The sequence below is a fragment of the Bradyrhizobium sp. 63_E2_N1_3 genome (assembly GCF_052076005.1).
GTDB classification, from domain to species: Bacteria; Pseudomonadota; Alphaproteobacteria; order Rhizobiales; family Xanthobacteraceae; genus Bradyrhizobium; species Bradyrhizobium barranii.
In genome coordinates this window covers 2059380-2079042 of record NZ_CP197235.1, presented here as the reverse complement: position 1 = coordinate 2079042, position 19663 = coordinate 2059380, and the positions used below count along the sequence as shown (strand labels likewise).

Genomic DNA, 19663 nt, shown 5'->3' with positions numbered 1-19663 from the left:
CCCCCGGGCGCAGCGCAGCGCGCCGCCGAACCGGGGCCCATGGGCGCGGCATTCTGGGTCCCGGCTCTGCGCTCCGCTTCGCTACGCTTGTCCGGGACACGAGAGGGTCACGCGTAACTGCGCATCGCCTCGGCGTGGCCGCTTGCCTCGACTTCGGTGCGCGGGCGCAGCCGCGTCAGCGCCAGCATCATGCCGACACCATAGGCCAGCGACACGATCGAGGAGCCACCATAGGAGATGAAGGGCAGCGTCATGCCCTTGGCGGGGATGAGCTGGAGGTTGACCGACATGTTGATCGCGGCCTGCACGCCGAACAGGATCGCAAGGCCGGACGCCGCAAAGCGCGAGAACATGTCCTCATTGGCGTAGGCGCGCGACAGCGTGCGGATCACGACGAAAGCGAACAGCGCCAGCATCGCAAGGCACAGGATGATGCCGAACTCCTCGGCGGCAACCGCGAACACGAAGTCGGTGTGACTGTCCGGCAGGCTGCGCTTGGCGATGCCCTCGCCGGGCCCGAGCCCGAACCATCCGCCGTTGTAGAAGGCTTCCATGGCGGTATCGACCTGGAAGGTGTCGCCGGAAGCAGGATTCATGAAACGCTTGATGCGGCCGGCGACGTGCGGGACGAACAGATAAGCGCTGAACAGACCGGCCGCGGCGGCGCCCGCCAGGCCGAACACCCAGATCATGCGCATGCCCGCGATGAAGAACAGCGAGCCCCACACCATCAGGATCAGCATGGTCTGGCCGAAGTCGGGCTCCATCACCAGCAGCGAGACCAGCATCAAGAGCAGCACCAGCGCCATCGAGGTCGCCGGCATCTCCGGCCGCCTGGTCGATTCCGCGAACAGCCAGGCGGCGATGACGACGAACGACGGCTTTGCAACTTCGGAGGCCTGGATGTTGACGCCGAGCAGCGTGATCCAGCGCCGCGATCCCTTCACTTCGGGGCCGATCGCGAGCGTCAGCACGATCAGGATGATGCTGGCCGCGAAGATGATCAGGGCCGAGCGGCGGATCGCGCGCGGCGTCAGGAAGGACACCCCGAGCAGCACCAGGCAGGACGGCGCCAGGAACATCACGTGCCGGCTGAAGAAGTGGAAGGGATCGAGCCCGATGCGGGTCGCAACCGGCGGGCTCGCCGCCAGCGACAGGATCACGCCGGTGAGCATCAGCGCCAGGATGGCGCCCATCAGCGGCTTGTCGACGGTCCACCACCACTCGGAAAAGGGGGTGCGTTCTTCACGGGAGAGCATGGGCGGCCGCTTTCGGACAGAGGTCGGTCCATTGGTCGCCGAGGTTGGTTACCGGGGGGTTAAGGAGATCGATAACTTTGGAGATAGCGCACAACGCGACCACAAATGGTGGTCATGCCCCGGCTTGACCGGGGCATCCAGTACGCCGCGGCCCCTCGGCTCAAGCACGGCCTCTGGATACTGGGTCGCCCGGTCAAGCCGGGCGACGACAGCGGAGCAAGGAGTAGCCGCGCCCTACACCACCGGCTTCACACCCGGCAGCGCCTGTACCAGCTCGCGGAACTTGGTGCCGCGGATCTCGAAATTGCGGTACTGGTCGAAGGACGCGCAGGCGGGTGACAGCAGCACCACTGCATCCGCGAGGCCCGAGGCTTCGGCATCGCGCGCGGCGTGCTCGACGGCGATGTCCAGCGTCTGGCTGATCTCGTGCGCCACCTGCGTGCCCAGCGTTCCCGAAAACTCCTGCGCGGCCTCGCCGATCAGATAGGCCTTGCGGATGCGCGGGAAGAAGCCGGTCAGGCCAGTGATGCCGCCGGCCTTGGGCTTGCCGCCGGCGATCCAGAAGATTTCCGAAAAGGACGACAGCGCATGCGCGGTGGCATCCGCATTGGTGCCCTTGGAGTCGTTGACGAACAGCACGTTGCCGCGGCGGCCGACCTGCTCCATGCGATGCGCGAGGCCCGGAAAGCTGCGCAGGCCGTTCTGCAGCACGTCGAGGCTGATGCCCATCGCGAGCGCGGCGGCGGCGGCGCAGGCCGCGTTCTGCGCGTTGTGCTGGCCGCGCAGCGAGCCGATGCCGCCGAGCTTTGCGACCTCGCTCCTCGCGCCGCCCGCGGTGCGCACGATGGTGCCGTGCTCGACATGGATTCCGGAGGCCAGCGGGTTCTTGACGGAGATCCGCACCACGTTCTTGCCGGCGCGGTCGAGCCGGTCGGCGATGTCGCGGCAGAAGCCATCGTCGACGCCGACGATCGCGGTGCCGCCTGCCTGCACGCCGGCGACAAGGCGCTCCTTCACCGCAGCGTAATGCGCGAGGGTGCCGTGACGGTCGATGTGGTCCTCGCTTACATTGAGCAGGATACCGACGGAGGGATCGAGCGAGGGCGTGAGGTCGATCTGGTAGGACGACATCTCGATGACGTGGACGCGGCCCGTGCGCGGCGGTTCCAGCGACAGGATCGCGGTGCCGATATTGCCGCCCATCTGGGTGTCGTAGCCGGCGACCTTTGTGAGATGCGCAATCAGCGCGGTCGTGGTCGACTTGCCGTTGGTGCCGGTGATCGCGACGAACGGCGCGTTGGGCGCGTGACGGCGACGCTCGCGGCAGAACAGCTCGATATCGCCGATCACCTCGACGCCCGCCTCGCGCGCCTTCAGCACGCTCCAGTGCGGCACGGGATGGGTGAGCGGCACGCCGGGCGCGAGCACCAGCGCCGCGAAATTCGCCCAGGAGACATTGCGCAAATCGGCGGTGATGAAACCCGCTTGCGCGGCCTTGGCGACGTTCTCGGCATTGTCGTCGGCGGCAATCACCTCGGCGCCGCCCGCTTTCAACGCGTGACAGGACGCAAGCCCCGAGCCGCCGAGGCCGAACACCGCGACCGTCTTGCCGGCGAAGGATGTGACCGGGATCATCGATCGATCACCGCAGCTTCAGCGTCGACAGACCGGCGAGCGCCAGCATCACCGAGATGATCCAGAAGCGGATCACGATCTGCGGTTCGGTCCAGCCGAGCTGCTCGAAATGGTGATGGATCGGCGCCATCCGGAAGATGCGTTTGCCGGTGAGCTTGAACGACACCACCTGCACGATGACGGAAACCGCTTCCAGCACGAACAGGCCGCCGATCACCGCGAGCACGATCTCGTGCTTCACCGCGACCGCGATTGCGCCGAGCATGCCGCCGAGCGCGAGCGAGCCGGTGTCGCCCATGAAGATCGAGGCCGGCGGCGCGTTGAACCAGAGGAACCCAAGACCGGCGCCCAGCAGCGCGCCGCAGAGCACCGCGAGTTCGCCGGTTCCCGCGACATATTTGATCTGGAGATAGTCGGCGAACACCGCGTTGCCGGCGAGATAGGCGATCATCGCAAAGCTCGCGGTCGCGATCATCACGGGCACGATGGCGAGGCCGTCGAGACCGTCGGTGAGGTTCACCGCATTGCCGGCGCCGACGATGACGAAGGCGCCGAACACGACGAAGAACCAGCCGAAATGCAGCACGGTGTCCTTGAGGAAGGGAATCGTCAGCGCGGTCGACGCGGGATCGCGGTTCAATCGCACCAGCGCATAGCAGGCGACCAGCGCGATGGCGGCCTCGATCAGCAGGCGCAGCTTGCTGCCGAAGCCCGTCGTGGTCTGCTTGGTCACCTTGAGGTAATCGTCATAGAAGCCGACGAAGCCGAAGCCGAGCGTCACCGCCAGCACGATCCAGACATAGGGGTTGAGCGGATTGGCCCACAGCACGGTGCCGACCGTGAGACCGGACAGGATCATCAGCCCGCCCATGGTGGGCGTGCCTTTCTTGGCGAGATGCGATTGCGGGCCGTCGGTCCGGATCGGCTGGCCCTTGCCCTGACGGATGCGCAGATGGTCGATGATCCAGGGCCCGAACAGGAACACGAACAGCGCGCCGGTGACGACGGCGCCGCCGGTGCGGAAGGTGATGTAGCGGAAGACGTTCAGGAAGGTGCGAACGGCACCGAAGCCGGGAAATGTGTTGGAGAGCTCGATCAGCCAGTAAAACATTCAGACGGTCCTATGGCGCCTTTGCACGCGGCCCTGGTGTTGGCCTTGACTTGCCTCACGCGCATTCGCGGGTCTTCTTCATGGGGTCGGGCGACCTCTGGGAAAACGGACGGCTTCGCGCCGCAAAAGGTGGGATTCGGGAACAGCGCCTTCCAAGCAGTTTACGCCTTTGCCTGCAAGGCGGCCACTAGGCCCGGCACAAACTTGTTGACCCAGAACATCTTCTTGCTGCCCTTGACAACCACGACATCGCCTGCCCTCAGCAGATTTGCGACCTCACCCGGCTTCAGCGTGGCGGGGTCGTCGTGCCAGCCAAGGCCCTTGCCCGCCGGCAACACGTCGTACAGATGGCGCATCAAGGGACCCACGCAGTAGACGCCGTCGATGCCGTCGAGATGCTTGGCGAGGGCCGTGTGGTAGTTTGGTGCGTCATCGCCCAGTTCCAGCATGTCGCCGAGCACCGCAATGCGACGGCCGCCGGTCACGTTGCGCGCCTGGAGGCTTTGCAGTGCAGCAGCCACGCTGGCCGGATTGCCGTTGAAACTGTCGTCGATCACGGTGACGCCGCCGATCGCCTGCTCGACGCCGCGGCCGGTCATGATGCCGACCCGGTCGAGCTTGATCGCGAGCGTCGCCGCATCGAGGTTCGCGGCGCGGATCGAGGCGAGCGCAGCGAGCGCGTTCTGCACGCGGTGCGGTGCGCCCGGCGTCAGGCTGAAGGCGATCTCCTTCTTGCCGAGCGCGGCCACGACCTGCCAGCTCTCGCCATGCGGCGCGTGCGCGACCTCGTGCACCTCGGCTTTCTCGCCGAACCGTACCACCTTGCCCTTCCAGTCCGGCGCCTTGATCCCGGCAGGCAGCACCAGCACGCCATCCTCGGGCAGGCCGAGCGCGATCGAGACCTTCTCGCGCCTGATGGCTTCGAGCGAGCCGAGCTTTTCCAGATGCACCGGCTGAACGTTGACGACGAGCGCGACGGTCGGCCGCGTCAGCTCGCTGAGCCGCGCGATCTCGCCGGTCTGGTTCATGCCCATCTCGACGACCCAGAGGCTGGCATCGGGCCTGGCGTTGCACAGCGTCAGCGGCACGCCCCAGAAATTGTTGAAGCTCGATGGGCTGGCATAGGCGCCGGGGTAGGCCGCGAGGAATTCCTTGGTGCTGGTCTTGCCCGCGCTGCCGGTGAGCCCGATCACCGGTCCGTTGAAACGCGCGCGTGCCGCGCGCGCGAGGCCCCAGAGACCGTCGATCAGCGTGTCCTTGACGACGATCTGGGGAATGCGGATGCTGGCGATCTCGTGCGGCACGATCATCGCGACCGCGCCCGAAGCTTCCGCCTTGTCGGCGAACTCCCAGCCGTCGCGCGCGCTGGCGAAGGCCGAGATGAAGCCGCCGCTCGGCGTACCGCTGAGCGCGACGAACAGGCAGCCCGGCTTCACCAGGCGGCTGTCCTGGGTGACGAACTCGATCGGCGTGTCCGGAAATGATCCCGCAGCGCCCAGCGCACGCGCCACTTCGGCAACCGTCCATATTGGCGCGCTCATGCATCCCTCGACGCTAATGCGGCGGCGACCGCCTCGTGATCACTGAAGGGCAGCACCTCGCCGCCGACGATCTGCCCGGTCTCGTGGCCCTTGCCGGCGACGAGCAGCGCGTCGCCGTCTTCCAACTCCTCGATCGCGGTGCGGATCGCCGCGGCACGGTCGCCGATTTCGCGGGCACCTTTTGCAGTCGCGAGGATTTCTGCGCGAATGGCTTCCGGCTTCTCGCTGCGCGGATTGTCGTCGGTGATGATGACGCGGTCGGCGTTTTCGGCCGCGATCTCGCCCATGATCGGGCGCTTGCCGGCATCGCGGTCGCCGCCGGCGCCGAACACGACGACCAGCCGGCGTTTTGCGTAAGGCCGCAAAGCCTGCAACGCCTTCTCCAACGCGTCGGGCTTGTGGGCGTAGTCGACGAAGATCGGCGCACCGTTGCGCTCGCCGACGCGCTCGAGCCGACCCTTGGCGCCTTCGAGATGTTCGAGGCTCGCAAACACGTTGGCCGGATCGCTGCCGGTACCGATCGCCAGACCGGCCGACACCAGTGCGTTCTCGATCTGGAATTCGCCGGCCAGCGGCAGCCGGACCGCATAACGCTTGCCGCGATGTTCGACGGCAAGGACTTGCGAAAAACCTTCGACCTCGGCCCCGGCGAGACGAATGCCCTCGCCTGCCCCGTCGCCGTTGCGGCCGACCGCCATCACGCGCAGGCCGTGCGACCTGGCAGCATTGATTGCCTCCGCCGAGCAATCATGATCGGCGGAGATCACCGCCGCCCCATCCGCCGGGACCAGTTCGCGGAACAGGCGGAGTTTTGCTGCAAGATAATGCGCGACGGTTGGATGGTAATCCATGTGGTCGCGCGAGAGATTGGTGAAGCCGCCGGCGGAGACACGCACGCCGTCGAGGCGGTACTGGTCGAGCCCGTGCGAGGACGCCTCGAAGGCGAGATGCGTCACGCCTTCGCGCGCGATCTCATCGAGCTGCCGGTGCAGCGCGATCGGATCCGGCGTCGTCAGCGAACCGTAGACGGTGCGCTTGGGCGAGACGAGACCGATGGTGCCGATGCTGGCGGAGGCATGCCCCAGCCGCTCCCAGATCTGGCGCGTGAACGCGGCGACCGAGGTCTTGCCGCTGGTGCCGGTCACCGCCGCGATGGTCGCCGGCTGTGCGGGGAAGAATTTGGCCGCGGCCAGCGCCAGCGCGCGGCGCGGATTGGCCACCGTGACGAACGGCACCTTGCTGCCATCAGGTGCATGGTCGCCGACGATCGCCACCGCGCCTGCTGCAATCGCGGCATCGACGAAGCGCGCGCCGTCGGTCTTGCTGCCCGCGAGGGCGAAGAAGAGATCGCCGGGCTTGACCACACGGCTGTCGAGCGCAACGCCGGTCACATCGAGCGCCGCGACAGCGGGCTCGATTGCGGCATCATTGCCTGGAACGTCCTGACCTAGGAGGTCGCGCAGCTTCATGGTCTTCCAGTCGACATGCCGTCCGGAAAGCCGGATCTTCGGAAAAGCCCCGACTCAGCAGCGGCGACGGCCCACCCCCGTTGATTACTGGGTTGTCCTGGATGCTGCAAGAATAAGGCGGTCGGACGGCGGCAGGTCAAACCGTGGCTCGATGCCCAGAAGTGGCGCGATCCGCTCGATCACCTTGCCGCCGGTCGGCACTGCGTTCCAGCCCGAGGTGATGAAACCATGCGTTTCGGGCAGCGCCTGCGGCTCGTCCAGCATGATCAGGATCTGATATTTTGGATTGTCGGAGGGCATGATCGCCGTGAAGGAGTTGAGCACCCGCTTCTTGGCGTAGCGGCCATTGATGACTTTCTCGGACGTGCCGGTCTTGCCGCCGACATAATAGCCCTTGACGTCTGCCTGTCTCGCCGACCCGACCTCCGCATTGAGCCGCATCAGATACCGCATCTTGTCGCTGGTCTCTTGCTTGATCACGCGCTTGGCCATCGCCGCCGCTTCAGCTTCGCTTCGCTTCATGAAGGTCGGCGGAATCAGGTAGCCACCGTTCATCAGCGCGTTGATGCCCATCACCGCCTGGAGCGGCGCCACCGACAGACCCTGGCCGAACGCGATGGTGACCGTGTTCAGCTCGCTCCAGCGGCGCGGCACCAGCGGAGCTGCGCTCTCCGGCAGCTCGGTGCGCAGCCGCGTCAACTGGCCCATCTTGGCAAGGAACGCCTTGTGCGCCTCGACACCCTGGCCGAGCGCGATCCGCGCAGCGCCGATGTTGGAGGAGTAATAAAACACTTCCTTGGTGTTGATGAAACGTCCGAGCGAATGACTGTCGTGGATGGTGAACTTGCCGTAGTGCAGGTTTCCGCGTGCATCCCACGACGAGTTCAAATTGATCTTTCCAGAATCGAGCGCCATCGCCAGCGTGAACGCCTTGAAGGTCGAGCCCATCTCGTAGACGCCCGTGGTCAGGCGGTTGATGCGGTCGGGGTCGTGCGCTTCCTTCGGATTGTTGGGGTCGAAGTCCGGCAGCGAGACCATCGCCACGATCTCGCCGGTCTTGACATTCGAGACGATGCCGGAGGCGGCCTTGGTGTGGTACTTCTCCTTGGCCTTCAAGAGCTCGTCGCGCAGCGCGTGCTCGACGCGCAGATCGACCGACAGCTCGATCGGCTTTTGCAGCCGGTCGGTGGCAAAGCCTGCGCGGTGGAGATCGGCGAGCCCTTGATTGTCGAGCCACTTCTCCATGCCGGCGATGCCCTGGTTGTCGATGTTGACGAGACCGATGAGGTGGGCGACCTCGTTGCCGGTCGGATAGACGCGCTTGTTCTCGCGCAGGAAGCCGATGCCGGGAATGCCGAGCTTGTGGATGTCCTGCTGCTGCTTCGGCGTGATCTCGCGCTTGAGCCAGACAAAACCCTTTCGCGCCGACAGGCGCTCGCGCACCTCGGCCTCGTCGAGGTCAGGCACGGTCGCAGTCAGAAGCTCGATCGCCTCGTCCTTGTCGATGATGCGGCGCGGCTCGCCGAACAGGCTCGCCGCCTTGACGTCGGTCGCGAGGATCGCGCCGTTGCGGTCGACGATGTCGGGCCGCGAGGTCGCGACCACCTCTTGCGCGGCAGCACGGCGCGCGCTGTGGGCGTCGGCACCGATCGCGAACATCACGAGCCGGCCGCCGATCAGGACGTAGACCGAGGTAAAGGCGATCATCGCGAGGCCAACGCGCGCGCGCGCCTTCGCGGCGCGGTCAACGTTGCGCCCGTAGAGCAGGCTGCGGATCAGCCGCTGCCGCCAGGGCTCGGGCGGCTTTTGAGTTGGCTTGGCCGGGGTCACAGCGCTCATTGCTTGTCCTCGGGCTGAGGCACGGAGCCCGTCACCGTATCCGGATCGCTCGCGGCTTCGATGGTGTTGAGCATGGCCCCGATCGGATCCGGCTCGCCCGGCCTGAACATCCGCGGCGGACGCTCCGGCAGGTTCTTCAGCGAGTCATACTGCGTGCCGTTGACCGGCTTGAGCGGCAGATGCCGGTCGGACAGGCCCTGCAGGCGCAAGGGCGCATCGAGCTTGGCCCATTCGGAGCGCAGCGCCGCGATCGCATCGCGCTGCTCGCGGATCTCCGCATGCAGCCGCAGCACCTTTTCGGTGCGCGCCGTGGAGTCCATCTTGATCCGGTAGACATAGGCCGCCGCGAAGATCAGCGCGCCGATGACGAGGAGGTGGATGAAGCGCATGCGCTAGCCACCCCTCATCACGTCGGCGAGCTTTGGCCAGGACGAGGTCTCGCCGTCGTCGTGCGCGGGCGCGGACGTGCGCTCGGCGGCACGCAGTTTTGCGGAACGCGCGCGTGGGTTATGGGCGACTTCCTCTTCGCCAGCGATCACCGGCCGGCGCGTCAGCAGCTGGAAGCTCGGCGCGGTTTGCGCCACTTCCGGCAGATGCCGCGAACCGCCGCCTGTCTTGCTACGCTCGGAGAGGAAATTCTTGACGATGCGGTCTTCCAGCGAATGGAACGAGACCACCACGAGGCGGCCGTCCGGCCTGAGCACGCGCTCGGCCGCAGCGAGCGCGGTCTGGAGTTCCTCGAGCTCTTCGTTGACGAAGATGCGCAGGGCCTGGAACGTTCGCGTCGCCGGATGAATATCGCCGGGTTTCGAGCGCACGACCCGGCCGACGAGATCGGCGAGCGCGCGCGTTGTCGTGAACGGCGTCTCCTGCCGGTCGGCGACGATGGCGCGGGCGATACGGCGCGACTGCCGCTCCTCACCAAAGAGATAGATGATGTCGGCGAGATCGCTTTCCGAGGCGCGCGCGACGATGTCGGCCGCCGTCGGCCCCGCCTGCCCCATCCGCATGTCGAGCGGACCGTCGAGACGGAAGGAGAAGCCGCGGCCGGCCTGGTCGAGCTGCATCGAGGAGACCCCGACATCCATCACGACGCCGTCGACGGCATCGACGCCTTGCGCCGCACAGACCTCGGCGAGATTGGAGAAGCGGTCCTCGACCAGCGTCAGCCGGCCCGCGGAGCGTTCGACCAGCTCGGCCCCGCCGGCGATCGCCGTGCGGTCGCGATCGATCGCAATCAGCCGGGTTCCCGGCACGTCGAGAATGGCGCGGCTGTAGCCGCCGGCGCCGAAGGTGGCGTCGATATAGATCCCGCCCGCGCGCGGCGCGAGATGATCGACCGCCTCACGGCCAAGAACGGGGATGTGCGGAACCGAGCTCATGCGCCACACCCGCAGAGCGTCCATGCGAGATCTGGGACGAGCGAGTCCATTACGCCTCGAATAATTCCGCGTCGCGGCGGTTCCACGACCCAACCCTCGTCCACCATGGTTACCGAGCCCGGTCATCCCGGGCCGCAAACCCAGTGTTCCCAGTGGAATTTGTCGGGCAGCCATGGGATTTCGAGCCAAAATACGCTTTGGCCGCCTCCGGACGCGGGTCGGCTCTTCAATCCTCAGTAACGGCCCTTAGCGTTAAGAAAGCGTTGATCGGCTTGTTACAAGTCGAAAAGGTGACGCATCGGTGATGCTCCATCCACACACATGCGCCAAAATGCATCCATTAACCGCGCCGCGCGATTGCGCGCGGCGGAGGGTAAAGGAATAGTAAAGAGAAGGGCTTGGCCCACTCTCTGTCCGACTTGAGCTGTCTATGTCGTCCGGTCCTTCCACGCCGTCTGGATCTGATTCGAAACGTCAACGCGTTCTCCCGGTTCCCAAGGCCGCGGCGAACACGCGGACGTTCGAGCCGGATTCCTCGATCGTCTCCGACATCATCCCTTCGCCGAACCATGGCGACCGCAACAAGGGACGGCAGCCGGATATGATCCTGCTGCACTACACCGGCATGCCCGACGTCGAGGGCGCGTTGGCGCGGCTGTGCACGGCGGGCACCGAAGTGTCGGCGCATTACGTCGTGCTGGAGGACGGCCGCATCGTGCAATGCGTGCCCGAGGCCAAGCGCGCATGGCACGCGGGCGTCTCGTCCTGGGCCGGCGAGGACGACATCAACTCCTGCTCGATCGGCATCGAGATCATCAATCGCGGCCATGACTGGGGCTATCCGGAATATCCGTCGCGCCAGATCGCCGCCGTGATCACGTTGTGCCGCGGCATCATGCTTCGCCGCAACGTCGCCGCGCACCGGGTGCTCGGCCATTCCGACGTCGCGCCGGCGCGCAAGAAGGATCCCGGCGAGAAATTTCCGTGGCATTCGCTGGCCAATTCCGGCGTCGGACACTGGGTGACGCCCGCGCCGGTCGTGCGCGGCGAGAGCCTGATGCTCGGCACCATCAGCGACGAGGTGCTGAGCCTGCAGCAGGCGCTCGCCCGATACGGCTACGGCGTGCCGCTGACCGGCAAATACGACGCCGCGACGATGGAAGTCGTCACCGCCTTCCAGCGCCATTTCCGCCCCGCGCGGCTCGATGGTGTCGCGGATCACTCGACGCTGTCGACATTGCAGGCGTTGCTCGCGAGCCTGCCGGCGGATGCGACGGCAGTCGCGGCGAAGTAATGGCGTTCGTCATTGCGAGCGCAGCGAAGCAATCCAGACTGCCTCCGTGGAAACAGTCTGGATTGCTTCGTCGCTTCGCTCCTCGCAATGACGGAATGTGTGGCGACTACTCCATCTCCCGCATCCGTCGCGCATACAGCCGCCGTAGCGGCTCCAGCTGCGTCGCCGCCGTCGCGGCGACATACGCCTCGCGCGCTTCGTCCTTGCGCCCAAGCCGTCGCAACAGATCCGCGCGCACCGCGGGCAACAGCTCGTAGCCACGAAGCCCGCCGCGCGCGGCGGTCGCATCGACGAGATCGAGCGCGCGCGCCGGGCCGTCGACCATCGAGACTGCGGCGGCGTGGTTAAGCTCGATCACCGGCGACGGATTGATGCGCAAGAGCACTTCGTAGAGGCCAGCGATCTGCGGCCAGTCGGTCTGCTCGTAGCTCGGCGCACGGGCATGCAGCGCGGCGATCGCGGCCTGCACAGCATAGGGCTGCGGGCGGCCAGGCACGCGGAGCGCGTCGTCCACGAGACGCAGACCTTCCTCGATCTGCACACAATTCCAGAGCGAACGATCCTGCTCTTCCAGCAGAACGACGTCGCCGGCTGTGGTCTCGCGCCCGGCACGGCGCGCATCGTGCAGTAACATCAAGGCGAGCAGGCCTTTGATCCCGGCGCGATCCGGCATCAGCCGGTCGAGCAACCGGCCGAGCCTGATCGCTTCGACCGCGAGATCGGGCCGCATCAAATCCGCGCCCGAGGTCGCAACATAGCCTTCGGTGAAGACGAGATAGATCACGGCGAGCACGCCGTTGAGCCGCGGCGCAAGCGCGGCGTGCTCGGGCACTTCATAAGGAATGCCGGCGAGCCTGATCTTCTGCTTGGCGCGGACGAGGCGCTGCGCCATCGCATCCTCGCCGACGAGAAAGGCGCGCGCGACCTGCGCCATGGACAGCCCGCAGACGGTGCGCAGCGTCAGCGCGACCTGGACCTCGATGGCGAAGGCTGGATGGCAGCACGTGAAGATCAGCCGCAGCATATCGTCATCGAGCGTTGCTGTCGGCTCGTCGGGCGCCTGCGCGTTGAACTCGAGCTCATGCACAAGCGCCCGCTGCTTGCCGCGGAACACGGCCTGCCGCCGGATGCGATCGATCGCCTTGTTGCGACCGACATTGACCAGCCAGGCGCGCGGATTATCGGGCACCTCGCCCGCCGACCAGCGCTCCAGCGCGACCGCGAAGGCATCCTGGAGCGCGTCCTCGGCGAGATCGAAATCGCCGACGAGGCGGATCAGCGTGGCAAGCACCCGCCCCGCCTCGTCGCGAAAAATCCGAGCGATGTCGGCAGGACAGATCACTTGTAGATCATGACCGGCCTGACTTCGATGGATCCCTCTTTGGCCTCGGGAATCCGAGCAGCCAGTCCGACGGCGGTGTCCAGATCCTTGGCCTCGACCAGATAGTAGCCGGCGAGCTGCTCGCGAGTCTCCGCGAAGGGACCGTCGGTCGTCAGGGTCTTGCCCTCGCGCACGCGCACGGTGGTCGCCGTCGTGGTCGGCTGAAGCCCGTCGCCGGCCTTGAAATGGCCGCTCTGGACGATGGACTGCGTGTAAGTGCCGTACTCCGCCGACAGCGCCTGACGGTCCGCGGGGGACATGTTGATCATTTTCGCTTCGTTCCGGTAGATCAGCAGTAGGTACTGCATGGCTTACTCCTGTTGTTCGGCCTGATTGCCGACATCCAGTCGAACGGGGCCAACATCAAACGACATCCTCGGGATAATTATTCGATATCAGGGGACGAGATCATTTGTAGATCATCACGGGCCTGACTTCGATCGAGCCGTCCCTGGCTCCGGGAATCCGCGCGGCCATCGCGATCGCTGCGTCGAGGTCTCTCGCCTCGACGAGATAATAGCCGCCGAGTTGCTCGCGGGTCTCGGCGAACGGACCATCGGTCGCGAGTACCTTGCCGTCGCGAACGCGAACGGTGGTCGCAGTCGAGGTCGGCTGGAGCCCGTCGCCGGCCTTGAAGTTGCCGCTCTGGACGATGGACTGGGTGTAGGCGGAATACTCCGCCAACAGCTTCTGGTAATCTGCGGGGTCCATCTTGCTCTGTTGAGCTTCGTTCCGGTAGATCAGCAGCAAATACTGCATCGCTTAACTCCTGTTGCTCGGCTGGATTGCCGGCATCCAGTCGAACTGGGCCCACGCCCAACGACATGTTCAGGATAAATTATTCGCAGCCGGCTTGCGCGGCGATCTCTGCTTGACGGAACCGTCACAAATGCCCCATGCGTAGCCGGTCAGTCGGCCGGACGGCCGCTCCGGCAGGTGCCGAAAGGCCGCCGGGGAGGAAAGTCCGGGCTCCCTTGACATACGGTGCCGGATAACGTCCGGCGGGGGCAACCCCAGGGAAAGTGCCACAGAGAACGAACCGCCCGCCGACGCCCCTTCGGGGCTCTGGCGCGGCAAGCCCTCGGGCCTGCCGTGCCGTAGCAGCGCAAGCTGCGTAGGCAGGTAAGGGTGAAAAGGTGCGGTAAGAGCGCACCGCGGCTCCGGCAACGGAGCCGGCATGGTAAACCCCACCGGGAGCAAAACCGAATAGGGACGGCGTAGCGGGCTGTTCGCGCAAGCGATAACGCCGCGGGGCGATGTCAGGCCCGCCGTCCGGGTAGGTTGCTCGAGGCCATGTGCAAACATGGTCCCAGAGGAATGGCCGTCACGTATCGTTCGCGCAAGCGGACGGTGCCTTACAGAACCCGGCTTACAGGCCGGCTGATATCTTGCAACGAGGGGTTCGATGCTGACCGCATCGGACCCCTCACCATTTTTCACCGTTGTCATTCCGAGGCGCGACGAAGCGAGAGCCCGGAATGACGAGGGTGAACTAGGCCACAATCTTCTCCAACACCGCCATCAAAGCCTCGGGCGCTGTCACGTTCGGCGCATGACTGGCATCGAGTTCGAAATAGCGCCAGCCCTCCTCGTTCTTCGTGCGCTTCGCGAACTGCCCGAACACATCGCCCGGCGGAATGCGCTTGCAATAGATGTAGCTGCGCGGGATCGCCGGCTCGCCGTGTTCGAGCTTGAGCCTGGTCTCGAAACATTTGATCGGCATGTTGATGCGGCGCGCATTGAGCCAGTCGAGATCGGCCTGCGGCGTATCGGGCGGCGGCGGATTCGGCGGGATGCGGTAGCCGTCGCCTGCGGCAGCCGCCTTGCGCATCGGCTCGCGCCCGCCCTCGTTGAGATCGAACAGCGACTGGCCGTCACGCGGCACGAAGGCGTCGAGATAGATCAGCTGCGCCACGCGCTCGCGCGCGCGGTCGGCAACACCGGTCGCGACCATGCCGCCATAGCTGTGGCCGAGCAGCACGATGTCGTCGAGGTCCTCGAACTTGATGACGTTGAGGATGTCCTGGATATGCGTATCCAGATCGATCGCGGGACTCGCGAGATGCGCGCGTTCGCCGAGCCCGGTGTAGGTCGGCGCCACCAGGCGGTGGCCGGCCTGCGCCATCAGCGGATGCATCTTCTTCCAGGCCCATCCGCCGGACCATGCGCCATGACAGAGCAGAAAAGTCTTCGCGCGTGCGGCCATCGGCGTTTCCATCGTTCTTGTTTCTACGATGGAGTGTAGCGGCCGCGCGCGCGATGTAAACGCTGCGGCCTCTCAGGCCGCGCGGGTGTTCGCCTTCACGAGGACGGGCGCGACGGCCTCGCGCCGCAGCTTGCCCGCCTCAAAACCATGCATGCCGATCTGCCATTGCAGGCCGACGATGGCGCCCTTGGTCGGCTGCAGCAGCGCGAGCGAAGCGAACAGCGTCACCGGCAACCACACGGCCAGTTGCAGCCAGACCGCCGGCGCGTAGGCCGTCTCAACCGCGAGGATCGCCGGCACGACGAGGTGACCAACAACGACCATCACCAGATAAGCCGGGAAGTCATCGGCGCGCTGGTGAAACAGCTCCTCGCCACAATGGTCGCAGCTGTCCGCGACTTTCAGGAAACGGCCGAACATGTGTCCTTCGCCGCAGTTCGGGCACTTGCCCAAGAAGCCGCGCCACATCGCCTTCGTGAGAGAGACTGAACCGGTTGCCATGACAGCACCTCTTCCTTTTCGCTGATCCATACAATAATATCTTGTATCCATACATTCAAAGGATATGGGCCTAAATTGCATGGATTGGACCCCTACAATCTCGGAGCTGAGCGGGCCGCGCTACCAGCGCATCGTCGAGGCCATGGAGGCCGACATCGCCGCGGGCCGGCTGGTGCGCGGCCAGCAGCTGCCGACGCAGCGCGCGCTGGCCAAGGCCCTCGGCATCGACCTCACCACGGTGACGCGTGCCTACACCGAGGCGCGGCGCCGCGGCATCATGGAAGCCCGTGTCGGACAAGGCTCATTCGTATCCGAGACCAGCGCGCGCCGCGCGGTCGACCTGCCGCATCCGGTCGCGATCGACCTCTCGATGAACGTGCCGCCGCATCCGCTCGAAGCGCAACTCGACGAGCGGATCATTGCCGGGATGGAAGCCATCCGCGCACAATCAGGCCTGACGGCGCATCTCAACTATCAGCCGCCCGGCGGCAGCGCGCATGAGCGCGAGGTCGCGGCCCGCTGGATGCGTGCACGGGTTCCGCACGCGCACGCCGACAGGCTCGTGATCTTTCCCGGTACGCAGACGATCCTGTTCAACCTGCTCGCTCAGCTCGCGCGGCCCGGCGACGTCGTGCTGACGGAAGCGCTCACCTTCCCCGGCATCAAGGCCGCCGCGGCGCGGCTCGGCGTCAAGCTCGTCGGTATCGCCATGGATGATGGCGGCATCTTGCCCGATGCGCTGGCGAAGGCCTGTCGCGCGCACAGGCCGAAGGCCGTCTATCTCATTCCGACGCTGCACAATCCAACCACCGCGACGCTGTCCACCGAACGGCGCAACGCCATCGCAAAGATCATCAGCGATTCCGATATGACGCTGATCGAGGACGATGCCTACGGGCTGCTCGACCGTTCGGCATCGCCGATCGCAAACCTCATTCCGGAGCGGACCTATCTCGCGACCACGCTGTCGAAATGCATCGCGCCGGCGCTACGCGTCGCCTATCTCGTGACACCCGACAACGCCGCGCAGCGGGACATGCGTGCCGGCTTGCAGGCCACCGTGCAGATGCCGGCGCCGCTGATGGTCGCGCTGGTGACGCATTGGATCGAGACCGGCATCGCCGATCGCATCATCACCGCCATCCGCAACGAGGCGATCGGCCGCCAGCAGCTTGCGCAGCGCGCGCTGAAAGGCATTCAGTTCCTGGCCAAGCCCGCCGCCCACCATCTCTGGCTGCGGCTGCCGGAAGGCCGCCCCGACGTCGCCGCGCATCTGTTGCGGAACGGACTTGCAGTCGTCGCCGGCGATGCCTTCACTGTGGACGGAACACCGCCGCATGCCGCGCGCGTCTCGCTCGGCGCCGCGCGCAATCGATCGGAACTGACGGAAGCGCTGCGCATCCTGGTCGGCGCGCTGCACAGGCCGGCCGACACCAGGCAGATCGTCTAGACTCTTCTTATTGGTGGTGACGGCGGTGGCGCGGGCGAACGACCGGCGTCACGCCTGACGAATAAGCCGCATAGGCCTCGCTCGGTGCCACTGTCTCGCCACGAGCCGCGCGCGCCGCAGGCGTGAGCTGGCCGCCGTTCAGCACATCGCGGTCGGGATGGGCGGCCTGATAGGCCGCGGGTTCGGAGAACTGCGCCTGCGCCATCGTCGGCATCAGGGCCGCCGCAGACAGCAGCGCGGCTGCAACGGCAATCTTCGTGCGGGTCATGGTCGTTCTCCATCATCTCGTTCGGGGAAAGGCCAATGAGAGCGCATCATGGCGTCGGGCAGGCCCCCGGATTGAAGTATGGTCATCATGTAGGCCTGCCTTTGGCGAATGCCCGCGGTTGAGGATCACGCTTGCGTGCGGTTTTGGAATTGACCTGCACGGCCGCAGCCGTGCTATGCGGGCGTTGGCGATCAACAGTTCGGGATCGCCCATTGCGACAAGGACAATCTGTTGGAAACGCTCACTTATGCGCTGCTGCTGTTCGGCGCGCTGGCCGGCGGCTTCGTCTCGGGACTGGCCGGCTTCGGGACCGCGCTGATGGCGCTCGGCATCTGGCTCTACGTCCTGCCGCCCTCGCTCGCGGTGCCGCTGGTGCTGATCTGCTCGGTGATCGCGCAGACCTCGACGCTGCCGTCGATGTGGAAGAGTTTCGACCTGTCGCTGGTCTGGCCGTTCCTGATCGGGGGGCTGATCGGCGTGCCGCTCGGCACCATGCTGATCGCCTCCGCCGATCCAAAAGTGTTCAAGCTGAGCGTCGGCGTGCTGATCCTGATCTTTTCGACCGCTCTCTATCTCAACAAGAGGCCCCTCGCCGTGACGTTCGGTGGCCGCATCGCCGACGGCGCGATCGGCTTTGCCGGCGGCATTCTCGGCGGCCTCGCCGGATTGTCCGGGCCGCTTCCGATCCTCTGGGCCAATATCCGCGGCTGGAACAAGCATGAGCGGCGCGGCATCTTCCAGCTCTTCAATTTCACCGTGCTCGCGACCGCGCTGGTGTTGCAGACGGCGTCGGGCCTCGTCGCATTCAAGGTGGTCTGGCTCGCGCTGGTCGCCTTCCCGGGCACGCTGATCGGCGCCTGGGCCGGCGCCCGCGTCTATCACGCACTGAACGACAAGCATTTTGGCGATGTCGTGCTCGGCCTGTTGTTCCTGTCGGGCCTCACCCTCGTCCGGAACAGCCTTGCAGCGCTTTAGATCTGCATCCTCTTCGCGGCGAGCGCCATGCCGCCGGCGACGCCGACACCGAGCACGTAGATCCAGCCCGAGGTGAAATCGAACAGATGCGTGTTGAGCAGTGAGGACAGCATGTTCTGCACCACAACCAACATGCCGATCCAGCAGGCCAGTCCCTCGCCGCGAAACATCAGAAGGTGCGCGATCCACAGCGCGTAGAGGACCAGCACGCCGACGACGCCCCACTGCACGGCATTACTGAGGGTCTGATTGTGCGGGTTGCTGACGATCTCGCCGCGCAGCGGGTCGTCGTGCGGATTGGCGGCCACGCCGGCGAACAGACCGCGGATCGAGCCTGTGCCGTGGCCGATCAGCGGCGCGTCGGCGATAAACCTCAGGGACTTCCGCCAGTATTCGAGACGCGAGCCCATGCCGCTGATCGAATTGTTGTCGGCCTCCAGGCTCCTTTCGTAATCGCTCTGGAACTTGCCGACGGTCGCGCGCAGATGCGGCGAGACGGCCCAGAGCGCTACGGCGATCAACGCCGTCGCAGCGCCGGCGACGAGCGCCGCCCGCCAGCGCAGATGCAGCAGTGCAAACACCACGAGCAGGACCGGCAGCGTCACCAGCGCCGTGCGCGAGACCACGACGAACATCATGTTGGCGAGGAAGCCGAGCGCCAATACGGCGAACAACGCCGCGATCCGAACGCGGCCCTGCTGGACCAGCGTCACGATCGGGTACACCAGCGCAATCGCACAGAGCGCGAATTCCTGGCTCTGGTCGATATAGTTGCGCACGGCAATCCCGCTCTCGACCTGGTAGGGCCCGCGCGACAGATAGAGCTTGAGCGAGAGCCTGGGATCGATCGCAACAGTGAAGGAGTACAGCATGAGCAGCGTGCAGGAGACCAGGAACGCCGCAAAAACCCATTTGCCGTAGGGCCAGCGCTCGAATTGGTAGATCAGCAGCGGGATCACCAGCAGTTTTGCCGGCGGCCCGAGCGCGTGCAGCCGCTCGGCCCAGGGCGCAACCGACCAGAGCGTGCCGACGAGTGCCAGCACGAACAGCGCGATCGGCAGCAGGCAAATCGGGCGCAGCAGCGAGCGCGGGAGCTCGCGAAGGTCGATGAAAGCAAAGGCGATCAGCCACGGCACGAGCGCAAAAGTCACGCCGGTGGTGCTCCAGGGCAGCAGCAACGCGACCAGCGCAACGAAGCGGGCCGGTGTGCGGTAGCGCGCCGCCCAGATCGCGGAGAGCCAGGACGCTCGTCCTTGCTCGTTCAACACCTCGGTCATTGCAGTCCCTTGCAGATTCGCGGCCCACCCACGGCGCGGCAAACTAGCCGGAGCCGTGGGTGGGCGACAAGCGCG

The 19663-nt window shown here is 65.8% G+C and carries 18 protein-coding genes and 1 other RNA gene; 4 read left to right on the top strand and 15 right to left on the bottom strand.

From position 1 onward, the window contains the following. Nucleotides 1-107: 107 nt before the first annotated feature. The 8 genes from ftsW to rsmH form a co-directional block, all read right to left on the bottom strand. Complete coding sequence (gene ftsW / locus AB7531_RS09755; protein WP_063981538.1) at nt 108-1259, bottom strand: putative lipid II flippase FtsW; 1152 nt, start codon at nt 1257-1259, stop codon at nt 108-110. A 234-nt stretch (nt 1260-1493) separates the two neighbouring features. Next, nucleotides 1494-2894 carry a UDP-N-acetylmuramoyl-L-alanine--D-glutamate ligase gene (gene murD / locus AB7531_RS09750; protein ID WP_063981537.1) on the bottom strand — a complete coding sequence of 467 codons (1401 nt, stop codon included), beginning with the start codon at nt 2892-2894 and terminating at the stop codon, nt 1494-1496. Between the two features lie 7 nt (nt 2895-2901). Next, entirely contained in the window at nt 2902-4005 is a 1104-nt protein-coding gene (mraY, locus tag AB7531_RS09745) for a phospho-N-acetylmuramoyl-pentapeptide-transferase (RefSeq protein WP_014492955.1), read from the bottom strand. Nucleotides 4006-4166: 161 nt separating this feature from the next. Beyond that, nucleotides 4167-5546: a UDP-N-acetylmuramoyl-tripeptide--D-alanyl-D-alanine ligase gene (locus AB7531_RS09740; protein WP_063981536.1), complete on the bottom strand. Its 1380-nt coding sequence runs from the start codon at nt 5544-5546 to the stop codon at nt 4167-4169. Then, nucleotides 5543-7015 (bottom strand): UDP-N-acetylmuramoyl-L-alanyl-D-glutamate--2,6-diaminopimelate ligase, encoded by a 1473-nt coding sequence (locus AB7531_RS09735; protein ID WP_063981535.1) that lies wholly within the window; start codon nt 7013-7015, stop codon nt 5543-5545. Before AB7531_RS09735 ends, AB7531_RS09740 begins: the two co-directional genes overlap by 4 nt. 84 nt (nt 7016-7099) lie before the next feature. Beyond that, a complete protein-coding gene (locus tag AB7531_RS09730) occupies nt 7100-8854 on the bottom strand; it encodes a peptidoglycan D,D-transpeptidase FtsI family protein (protein ID WP_441279937.1) in 1755 nt (584 codons plus the stop codon). Beyond that, nucleotides 8851-9243 carry a cell division protein FtsL gene (gene ftsL / locus AB7531_RS09725; protein ID WP_014492951.1) on the bottom strand — a complete coding sequence of 131 codons (393 nt, stop codon included), beginning with the start codon at nt 9241-9243 and terminating at the stop codon, nt 8851-8853. Before ftsL ends, AB7531_RS09730 begins: the two co-directional genes overlap by 4 nt. Nucleotides 9244-9246: 3 nt before the next feature. Continuing rightward, nucleotides 9247-10236, bottom strand: a complete 990-nt coding sequence (gene rsmH, locus AB7531_RS09720) for a 16S rRNA (cytosine(1402)-N(4))-methyltransferase RsmH (protein ID WP_063986143.1) — start codon at nt 10234-10236, stop codon at nt 9247-9249. A gap of 430 nt (nt 10237-10666) precedes the next feature. Between rsmH and AB7531_RS09715 the strand changes: the two genes are divergently transcribed. Further along, the gene (locus AB7531_RS09715; RefSeq protein WP_175618141.1) at nt 10667-11530 is read left to right on the top strand and encodes an N-acetylmuramoyl-L-alanine amidase; all 864 of its coding nucleotides are present in this window, start codon (nt 10667-10669) and stop codon (nt 11528-11530) included. Nucleotides 11531-11636: 106 nt separating this feature from the next. Here AB7531_RS09715 and AB7531_RS09710 read toward each other — a convergent pair whose 3' ends face one another. The 3 genes from AB7531_RS09710 to AB7531_RS09700 all read right to left on the bottom strand — a co-directional run bounded on the left by AB7531_RS09710 (nt 11637) and on the right by AB7531_RS09700 (nt 13670). Continuing rightward, nucleotides 11637-12872 carry an RNA polymerase sigma factor gene (locus tag AB7531_RS09710; protein WP_371497445.1) on the bottom strand — a complete coding sequence of 412 codons (1236 nt, stop codon included), beginning with the start codon at nt 12870-12872 and terminating at the stop codon, nt 11637-11639. After that, the gene (locus AB7531_RS09705; protein WP_063981533.1) at nt 12869-13219 is read right to left on the bottom strand and encodes a YciI family protein; all 351 of its coding nucleotides are present in this window, start codon (nt 13217-13219) and stop codon (nt 12869-12871) included. Before AB7531_RS09705 ends, AB7531_RS09710 begins: the two co-directional genes overlap by 4 nt. 100 nt (nt 13220-13319) lie before the next feature. Next, nucleotides 13320-13670, bottom strand: coding sequence for a YciI family protein (locus AB7531_RS09700; protein ID WP_063981532.1), 351 nt, complete (start codon nt 13668-13670; stop codon nt 13320-13322). A gap of 149 nt (nt 13671-13819) precedes the next feature. Here AB7531_RS09700 and rnpB point away from each other — a divergent pair. Beyond that, nucleotides 13820-14299, top strand: an RNA gene (rnpB, locus tag AB7531_RS09695) — RNase P RNA component class A. Nucleotides 14300-14403: 104 nt separating this feature from the next. Here rnpB and AB7531_RS09690 read toward each other — a convergent pair. Next, on the bottom strand, nt 14404-15117 hold the full coding sequence (locus AB7531_RS09690) for an alpha/beta fold hydrolase (RefSeq protein ID WP_063986140.1): 714 nt from the start codon (nt 15115-15117) through the stop codon (nt 14404-14406). A gap of 72 nt (nt 15118-15189) precedes the next feature. Beyond that, nucleotides 15190-15648: a DUF983 domain-containing protein gene (locus AB7531_RS09685; RefSeq protein ID WP_080584009.1), complete on the bottom strand. Its 459-nt coding sequence runs from the start codon at nt 15646-15648 to the stop codon at nt 15190-15192. A gap of 49 nt (nt 15649-15697) precedes the next feature. Here AB7531_RS09685 and AB7531_RS09680 point away from each other — a divergent pair, with 49 nt between their 5' ends. Next, on the top strand, nt 15698-17068 hold the full coding sequence (locus AB7531_RS09680; RefSeq protein ID WP_063981531.1) for an aminotransferase-like domain-containing protein: 1371 nt from the start codon (nt 15698-15700) through the stop codon (nt 17066-17068). A gap of 7 nt (nt 17069-17075) precedes the next feature. Here the strand turns inward: AB7531_RS09680 and AB7531_RS09675 are convergent, their stop codons facing one another. Beyond that, a complete protein-coding gene (locus AB7531_RS09675; protein ID WP_063981530.1) occupies nt 17076-17336 on the bottom strand; it encodes a hypothetical protein in 261 nt (86 codons plus the stop codon). A gap of 231 nt (nt 17337-17567) precedes the next feature. Here AB7531_RS09675 and AB7531_RS09670 point away from each other — a divergent pair, with 231 nt between their 5' ends. Beyond that, nucleotides 17568-18311: a sulfite exporter TauE/SafE family protein gene (locus AB7531_RS09670; protein WP_063981529.1), complete on the top strand. Its 744-nt coding sequence runs from the start codon at nt 17568-17570 to the stop codon at nt 18309-18311. Here AB7531_RS09670 and AB7531_RS09665 read toward each other — a convergent pair. Next, nucleotides 18308-19588 carry an O-antigen ligase family protein gene (locus AB7531_RS09665; protein WP_063981528.1) on the bottom strand — a complete coding sequence of 427 codons (1281 nt, stop codon included), beginning with the start codon at nt 19586-19588 and terminating at the stop codon, nt 18308-18310. The two genes, AB7531_RS09670 and AB7531_RS09665, sit on opposite strands and share 4 nt — an antisense overlap. Nucleotides 19589-19663 lie beyond the last annotated feature (75 nt).

Coding starts and splice junctions, on each gene's coding strand:
- AB7531_RS09740 (WP_063981536.1), bottom strand. CDS start 5,546: ATGAGCGCGCCAATATGGACGGTTGCCGAAGTGGCGCGTGCGCTGGGC.
- ftsL (WP_014492951.1), bottom strand. CDS start 9,243: ATGCGCTTCATCCACCTCCTCGTCATCGGCGCGCTGATCTTCGCGGCG.
- murD (WP_063981537.1), bottom strand. CDS start 2,894: ATGATCCCGGTCACATCCTTCGCCGGCAAGACGGTCGCGGTGTTCGGC.
- AB7531_RS09680 (WP_063981531.1), top strand. CDS start 15,698: ATGGATTGGACCCCTACAATCTCGGAGCTGAGCGGGCCGCGCTACCAG.
- ftsW (WP_063981538.1), bottom strand. CDS start 1,259: ATGCTCTCCCGTGAAGAACGCACCCCCTTTTCCGAGTGGTGGTGGACC.
- AB7531_RS09690 (WP_063986140.1), bottom strand. CDS start 15,117: ATGGCCGCACGCGCGAAGACTTTTCTGCTCTGTCATGGCGCATGGTCC.
- AB7531_RS09705 (WP_063981533.1), bottom strand. CDS start 13,219: ATGCAGTACCTACTGCTGATCTACCGGAACGAAGCGAAAATGATCAAC.
- rsmH (WP_063986143.1), bottom strand. CDS start 10,236: ATGAGCTCGGTTCCGCACATCCCCGTTCTTGGCCGTGAGGCGGTCGAT.
- AB7531_RS09700 (WP_063981532.1), bottom strand. CDS start 13,670: ATGCAGTATTTGCTGCTGATCTACCGGAACGAAGCTCAACAGAGCAAG.
- AB7531_RS09665 (WP_063981528.1), bottom strand. CDS start 19,588: ATGACCGAGGTGTTGAACGAGCAAGGACGAGCGTCCTGGCTCTCCGCG.
- AB7531_RS09715 (WP_175618141.1), top strand. CDS start 10,667: ATGTCGTCCGGTCCTTCCACGCCGTCTGGATCTGATTCGAAACGTCAA.
- mraY (WP_014492955.1), bottom strand. CDS start 4,005: ATGTTTTACTGGCTGATCGAGCTCTCCAACACATTTCCCGGCTTCGGT.
- AB7531_RS09730 (WP_441279937.1), bottom strand. CDS start 8,854: ATGAGCGCTGTGACCCCGGCCAAGCCAACTCAAAAGCCGCCCGAGCCC.
- AB7531_RS09735 (WP_063981535.1), bottom strand. CDS start 7,015: ATGAAGCTGCGCGACCTCCTAGGTCAGGACGTTCCAGGCAATGATGCC.
- AB7531_RS09685 (WP_080584009.1), bottom strand. CDS start 15,648: ATGGATCAGCGAAAAGGAAGAGGTGCTGTCATGGCAACCGGTTCAGTC.
- AB7531_RS09675 (WP_063981530.1), bottom strand. CDS start 17,336: ATGACCCGCACGAAGATTGCCGTTGCAGCCGCGCTGCTGTCTGCGGCG.